The 7,521-nt window shown below is 40.9% G+C and carries 6 protein-coding genes and 1 pseudogene; 6 read left to right on the top strand and 1 reads right to left on the bottom strand.

From position 1 onward, the window contains the following. Positions 1-394 precede the first annotated feature (394 nt). Complete coding sequence (locus BO222_RS04575) at positions 395-1,933, bottom strand: 4Fe-4S dicluster domain-containing protein (RefSeq protein WP_075818783.1); 1,539 nt, start codon at positions 1,931-1,933, stop codon at positions 395-397. Between the two features lie 409 nt (positions 1,934-2,342). Between BO222_RS04575 and BO222_RS04570 the strand changes: the two genes are divergently transcribed. The 6 genes and pseudogenes from BO222_RS04570 to BO222_RS04545 all read left to right on the top strand — a co-directional run. After that, positions 2,343-3,347 (top strand): RluA family pseudouridine synthase, encoded by a 1,005-nt coding sequence (locus BO222_RS04570; RefSeq protein ID WP_075818781.1) that lies wholly within the window; start codon positions 2,343-2,345, stop codon positions 3,345-3,347. 90 nt (positions 3,348-3,437) lie between these two features. Further along, positions 3,438-4,070, top strand: a complete 633-nt coding sequence (locus BO222_RS04565; protein WP_198931995.1) for a pyroglutamyl-peptidase I — start codon at positions 3,438-3,440, stop codon at positions 4,068-4,070. Between the two features lie 446 nt (positions 4,071-4,516). After that, positions 4,517-4,840 carry a hypothetical protein gene (locus BO222_RS13450; RefSeq protein WP_143356937.1) on the top strand — a complete coding sequence of 108 codons (324 nt, stop codon included), beginning with the start codon at positions 4,517-4,519 and terminating at the stop codon, positions 4,838-4,840. Between the two features lie 81 nt (positions 4,841-4,921). Beyond that, the gene (locus tag BO222_RS04555) at positions 4,922-6,217 is read left to right on the top strand and encodes a patatin-like phospholipase family protein (protein WP_075818777.1); all 1,296 of its coding nucleotides are present in this window, start codon (positions 4,922-4,924) and stop codon (positions 6,215-6,217) included. A 48-nt stretch (positions 6,218-6,265) separates the two neighbouring features. Further along, positions 6,266-6,883 (top strand): annotated as a pseudogene (locus BO222_RS13290) (IS607 family transposase). Positions 6,884-6,896: 13 nt separating this feature from the next. Beyond that, positions 6,897-7,521, top strand: a 625-nt coding sequence (locus BO222_RS04545; RefSeq protein WP_143356936.1) for an RNA-guided endonuclease InsQ/TnpB family protein, incomplete at its 3' end; no start/stop codon positions are given.

The following is a 7,521-nucleotide window of genomic DNA, read 5'->3' as shown; positions in this document are numbered from 1 at the left end:
AGTGCTGTCTACCATCGAACCAAAATGAAGACTATCAATGGGGGTAAGGGGGCAATATGTCTTCTTATTCACTCTTGACAAAGGTCATTTCATAACAGTTATAGTGTGTTTGGTAATTTTGTTTATTGAGCATGAACATATTTTACCAAAAAAAGCACCTCATCCATTACGGATCAGGTGCCTCTTTTTATTTTTGGACTGTCAGAAATTTAACAGCCCCTTTATTTAAATTTGATTCAAACAAATTTCGTGCTGACTGGATTTGCTAACATAGTTTAGTAAATTACGATTCCAGGTCATAAAATCTGTTTGAATACTATTTTTCTGCTTAATATTGTGATTTGAGTTGGCTTAATGAATAAACGAACTTTGATCAAAGGCTGACAGACGGATTTTAGTCTTCAGCTGGCGCATCATACATATGGGAAATTTCATGGACTTCATGACCAAATGCACTTTCGTCAGCAATCTTCATCTTATCTTCAGCGGCATATTTCTTAACAGCGGCCTGAGATTTAGAGATTGGCTGCAAGGTTCCCGCACCGGCTACACATCCTCCAGGGCAGGCCATGCCTTCAAGCAGGTATCCGTTTAAGCGTCCGGCTTTGGCCATCATCAGCATCGTCCGGCAGTTCTTCAGACCTTCTGCAGCCTGAATCTTGACTTCAACTTCAGGATGAGTCTTATTGATGAGGTTTTTAACGGCTTTGGCTACTCCGCCGCCAACGGCAAATTCACGGCCGGCAGCAGTTCCTTCATCAAGACTTCCATCAGACTGAATTCCAGCCAGATTGACACCCTTGCCTGTAAACATACCCATGACTTCTTCGAAGGTTAATACGAAGTCGACATCGGAACGAACAGAACGGCGGCTGGCTTCAAGCTTCTTGGCAGCACATGGACCGATGAAGGCCACCATGGCATCTGGATTATCTCTTTTGATCATTCGGGCTGTTAATACCATTGGAGTCAGGGCCATGGAAATGTATTCCGCAAACTGCGGGAATTCCTTTTTCGCCATGACAGACCACGCCGGACAGCATGAAGTTGCCATGAATGGCTGTTTTTCTGGAACTTTATTCATGAAGTCTTCCGCTTCTTCGATCGTACAAAGGTCTGCACCGATTGCAACTTCAACCACATCCGCAAATCCGAGTTCCTTTAATGCGGCTTTGACTTTGTCGGGTGTAACATTTGGACCAAACTGACCAACAAATGCTGGAGCAATGGCTGCAATAACTTTTTTGCCCTGTTTCATCGCATAAATCGTCTGAAAGATCTGACCTTTATCGACGATGGCGCCAAATGGACAATTGACTAAGCACTGTCCGCATGAAACACATTTATCGTAATTAATTACGGCCTTTCCATCCTCATCACTGGAAATGGCGTTCATTCCACAGCTTGAAGCACATGGACGTTCAATTTTGATAATGGCATGATAAGGACAGGCATCAATACAGCGCCCGCATTTGATGCAAAGATCCTGATCGATTTCTGAATGTCCATTGACCATGTGAACAGCTTTTTTGGGACATACTTCAACACACTGGTGAGACAGGCATCCCTGGCAGCCGTTGGTCACCATAACCTTCTTTTCAGGGCAGGCATGACAGGCAAAATTGATAATGTTTACGAGCGGCTGATCGTAATATTTTTCGGCGATGACGGATTCTTGCACGCCATCGGAAATGGCAGCTACAGTAGAGATATCACGTACAGGAAGGCCCATACCTAAACGAAGACGTTCACCAATGATGGCTCTTTCAAGGAAGACATTATCGCGATACTTCGCTTTAGCGCCTTTTATAATTTCATAGGGGATGGCTTCAAGGCGTTCGCCATAGTCAACATTTTCGTCATACGCCATTTTTGCAATCGCGGCAAAGACCTGGCGGCGAATATCTGTTACGGAATTGTAAACTCCTCTCATAGAATGTAATTTCCTTTCTGTAAAATTGACATTTTTCAGATTCTGCAAGTCCTGCCCATAGACGCAGAAAGCAGATCTCTCACTTAGTATCATTATATCGAATAGAATGACAAAAGAAGCAGATTCTTTTTAACTGCGGTCAATAGACTGGACGATTTCGAACAATTGCGGTACTGAACTAGTTTGAATATCGTCTGTCTTTTGCATGAATTGCAGGCAGACGAAACTATTATACAGGCTTGATTGTGAAATAATACACAAAGTTTAAAAGAATTCTCAATTTTTCAATTTTCTCTGTTACAAGGCTGAATAATGATTTTTTAAAGAATTGGATTCAGACTGAAAAGTTCGCTCGGTAAGGATAATCGAACAGAGAAATAAGCAGATTCTGCTTTTGAAGGTGAACAGGATGAAAGAAATAAGAATAGAAGAAAATGATGCCGGACAAAGACTCGATAAATTTCTTGGCAAAGCCTTTCCGGATCTGAAACGCTCCATGATGTACAAGGGACTTCGAAACAAAAAGATCAAGGTTAACCGTAAAAGAGCAAGTCATGATCAGATGCTGAATTCTGGAGATGTCATTCTCCTGTTTTTACCCGAAGATGCTTTGCGCCAAAAAAATGAAGGATTTAAACCATCTGAAAACCAGGGAAAAATGAGTCTTTCGAAAAAAAGTTCTGTTAAGGAGAATGAAAAGATTTCAATCATCTTTGAAGATCAGGATCTTTTGATCGTTGATAAGCCCACTGGGCTCTTATCTCAGAAAGATTCATCAAAAGATCAGAACACAATGGCAGATCAGATCATCAGTCATCTGATTGATAATGGCAGCTATGATCGAAGCAAGGAGCTCTCCTTTGTTCCTGCAGCCGTCAGCCGGCTCGATCGAAATACCGCTGGGTTATGTGCAGCTGGAAAAAACGCCAGGTCGCTTCGGCTTTTAAATGAAGCAATCAAAGATCATTCCCTGAAAAAGTTTTATCTGGCTGAAGCTTCAGGAATCCTAAAAAAAGATCGTTATGATCTCAAGCTCTATTTAAAAAAAGAGGGAACGAAGGCTCATGTTTTCAAGGATCCTGAAGCAGGCGCTCTTGAGGCCAATCTGATCATCAAAGTTCTGAAAAGAAAAGAAAAGGAAAATTCAACTCTTATTGAAGTTGAATTATTAACAGGTCGGTTTCATCAGATCCGAGCGACACTGGCTTACCTGGATCACCCCTTAATTGGAGATCATAAATATGGGTATCAGGGAAAAGAAAATGCTCAGCACCTGTATGCCTACCGGATCGATTTTTCAAAAACTCCTTTTAAGGAAAATATTATGGATGTTCAAGTTGATTTGGCCATGATTTCCTGGTTGTCAAAACAGGATTATTCAGCTGTATTCGATCAAAGGCATCAAACAGATTAGATGCTGCGCTGACAAGGAATAAAAAGCGAACCGGATCAAGAAGATTTAAAGCGTTAAAACATAAGAAATTCGATTTTGAGGAAACAGGTTATGGAAAAACAGACAATAAATATTCTGGCAACTGGTTTTATGCCTTTTAATAACGAGACGATCAATCCTTCCTATGAAGCGTTAAAAAGACTCAGTCAGAATTGGGATCCCAATAAAGGAAAACTTACAGTGATCGAGCTTCCAGTCTCATATGAGAAAGCACCTCGTATACTGATAGAGCATATTCAAAAGCTTCGCCCAGATTATGTCATCTGTGTAGGTCAGGCTGGCTCAAGGCAGGGAATCACTCCGGAAAAGATTGCAGTCAACTGGAAGGAAGCCACGATCAAGGATTCTGAGGGTTATACGGCCGCTGGAGAAAAGATCAGAGCGGATGGAGAGGATGGCTTATTTACCACACTTCCGATCAAGGAGATGGTTCAGAAAATTAAAAAACGAAAAATCCCAGCTTCGGTTTCTTACAGTGCAGGAACCTATGTCTGTAATACATTGATGTATTGTGTGCTCGATTGGATCAGGCAGAATAAGGAGTTCTCGAACATTCAGGCTGGATTTATCCATGTTCCTTATCTCACTGAGCAGATTCTGGATAAACCAGGTCTGCCGTCACTTTCTTTGGAACAGATCATACAGGGGTTGGAGGCCACTTTTGAAGTTCTGAACAGGCAATAAAACGAAATTTAGATAAAAATTAAAATAATGGCCGATTTGTCACATTGTTTCGATAGACTTCAACCATGAAAAAAATAATTGAAATGATAAATGTTCTCGAACAGAATCAGACATTCGTTATGATTGCGGGAATTTTTTTGATGACAGTCGGTTATCTGCAAAAGAGCTCGAGAATAGCAAATTCTCAACCAAATCTGAAAACATCTCTGGATGAATCCTCAGACAGACAAAAGAATACTTTTGTTAAAGCAACTTTATGGAATCTATTATTCATAGTCATCATGATAAGAATACCATCAGTTCATTCGGGGTTAAATTTTTTATTTTATCTATATATGATTGGATTTCTCTATGCATTAGGACTTCAGGATTTACTTACATATTTTATTGATTGGAAAAAATGGTGGGGTTGGATTCTCTGCTTTTTAGTCGCAGGTGGATCATTGATGAAATTTGATATGGCTGCAATCTTTTATGGACTGCTCTTTGGGCTGATGGTTTTCCCATTTGTCAGACAGAAAAAAATGGGATCCGCTGATCTGGTTTTCATCGTCCTCTATACAAGTTTGCTTGGTGCTGAGCGAATGCTGGTCTGTCTGATGACTGCGGCTGTCCTTGGCCTGTTGATTGGAATTGGAAAAATCGTCATGAATTCAAAGAATCGATTGATTCCGTTTGTTTCCTGTCTGAATGTCGGATTTCTGATCAGCTATGCCTATGGATATTCAATCTATTTTTCCAGTATTCAGATGCTTAGTTTTAATTTTTAAATGAAACTGACTTATGAAATTGCAGGACATAAAACAAATCGGAAGAACTGAAAATAAGGAAGAAGAGAAAGGACAGAGTTCATGAAAAACTGGTTTGAAAATCCTGAAAACAAAAAAATGGGTCTTGTCCTGGGCGGAGGCGGGGCACGGGGCTGCTATGAAATTGGGGCCTGGCAGATGTTAAATCAGGCGAATATCGAATTTGATTGTGCAGCAGGGACATCGATTGGTGCTTTAGTCTCAGCAATCTACACACAGCAGACGCTGGATCGGATTGTGGAATTCGTCGGTGAAATTCATCCTCAGGCGATCGCCAAGGACCTCTTTGATTTTCCAGAAAACTTTTCACAGGTTTTAAAGTCCCATAAGGAAATCTCTTCCTATATGGAAAAATATATCCTTTCAAATAAGGGGATGGATATTTCACCCTTAAAAAGCGCAGTTGAAAAGATGTTTTCTTACCCGCTGTTTTCAGCTTCGAAAATTGATTTTGCCTGTATGACATTTAATGTTACCAAAAAAAGACCAGAAGCTTATTTTAAAAAAGATATGACTGCCGAAAATTCGGTTGATATTCTTCTGGCTTCCGCTTCATGCTATCCTGCTTTTCCCATGATGGTTATGAATGGTGATGATTATATTGACGGAGGATATGCCGATAATGTGCCGGTTGATCTGGCTTTAAAAATGGGAGCAAAAAAGATCCTGGCAATTAATGTTGAAGGACCGGGAATTACTTTGCCCTTACAGCCAGGTCTGGATATTGTCTATGTTAAACCAATGCTTCCATTAGGAAATTTTCTCGATTTTTCATCGGAATCATGCATTCGAAGTATGCACATTGGATATCTGGAAACAGGACGTCTTATTGGCGAATTTACAGGCTATCTGTATACCTTTACCAAAGATTCTGCTGCTGATCTGTGCTTTCTTGATGAATATCTCTCATATCGGTTTATGCTGATCCACCAGAATCTGAGCGAAAGACAAACGCTGAGAATTGTTAAGGATTCCGTTGGTTTTCGTCCATCTTCCCTGTCGAAGATGGCTTCTTCGGATGAAATTTATGGAAGACTTGTTCAGGCACTAGCTTATATTTGTCAGCTTGAAGCGGTAAAGCTTTATACCGTTAATGACTTTTTAAAACAACTGCTGGCTTTGCTTAGCCAGATCCGATTAGAAAAAGTACCTGATGATCTGAATTCTGTCTGGGAATACATCAGTTCACTTTCCGAAAAGCAAAACATCGCCCTGCTTCATGCTTTGATCGTTCAGGAAAAAGGACAGATAAATGATCTGATTGGAACGCTTGAACGGCTGTTCTTTAAACAGATGATGCTGGCCTGGACTTGGTATTTCATTGAGGAGACAAGTTAAGTTACTGATTTTCGTATCTTTTCTATTCTTTTCGATTATTATATAGTCATGGAAAAGAGATATAAAATTGGTGAATTCGCACTGATGATCGGTGTTTCTCTCCAAACCCTCAGGTAATGGGAGAAGGCAGGGAAACTGACTTCTTATCGCTCTTTTGGCAAAGTTCGCTATTACACACATGAACAATATTTAGAACTGACTGGAGGGTCTGTTGGTTCTTCCAAAACAGAAGAAACTTCTGTCATCTATGCTTGAGTCTCGACAAGAAATCAGAAAGACGATCTGAAAAACCAGGCCGCATTTCTTCGTCAGTTCTGTAATGCCCGTGGAATCATCGTTTCTGAAGTGATCGAAGACTATGGAAGCGGCCTGGACTACAACCGCAAGAAATGGAACAACCTATTGAATCAGGTCATGGACAGAAAAGTATCGCAGATCGTGATAGCCCATAAAGACCGATTCGTTTAGTTCGGCTATGATTGGTTCGAACGATTGTGTGAACGATTCGGGTGCAGGATCCTCGTTGTAAACAACGAAGAACTTTCTTTTGAAAAGGAACTTGTCGAAGACATCATGGCCATCCTGCGCGTGTTTTCGTGCAGATTGTCTGGATTGAGGAAATACAGGAAGATGATCGAAGAAGATGATTCATTGACCAAAGAATAGGAGACGTCATCCCATGAAACGATATAGGACATTCAAAGTTGAGATTGATCCAACAGACGAACAAAAACAGCAGATTACCCGGTTTCAGGGAATTTGCCGTTTTGTTTACAACCTGTATCTTCATGAGAACCAAGAACGTTGGGAAGCAGAAAAGAAGCTTGCTGAAACATCAGGACGTAAGCCTCATAGTACGTTGATGAAACCAGCAGAGTTCTATACATGGCTCAAACAGGACTATATCCCCGCCAGCGGAAAGATATGGATCAACGACTGTCCTTCCAAAGCAGTAAGACAATCGATCAACGATGCAAACGAGGCTTATCGTAAGTTCTTCAAGAAACAAAGCGGGTTTCCAAAGTTCAAGAAGAAAGGTTCCAACGAAGCGATGGTTTATTTCTGCCGCAACAGTCTCAGTCAACCCGTTCGATCGACTCGATGGTATGTCCAGGTACCAAAACTTGGACGAGTCCACCTCAAGGAGAAAGGTCGAATTCCGACTTATGTTCCAAATGAAGTTGAGATTGTAAAAGGACGGATTGGACAGAAGAACGGCAGATGGTATATGAGTGTCTATGTCGAGTACGAAGTCGATTCTGTTCCTTCTTATCGTAAAGATTCAGATGGTATTGGTATCGACC

It is taken from the genome of Ileibacterium valens, from assembly GCF_001945525.1.
GTDB classification, from domain to species: Bacteria; Bacillota_I; Bacilli_A; order Erysipelotrichales; family Erysipelotrichaceae; genus Ileibacterium; species Ileibacterium valens.
The sequence above is the reverse complement of the archived record's forward strand: the minus strand, read 5'-3'. Positions and strand labels throughout refer to the sequence as shown.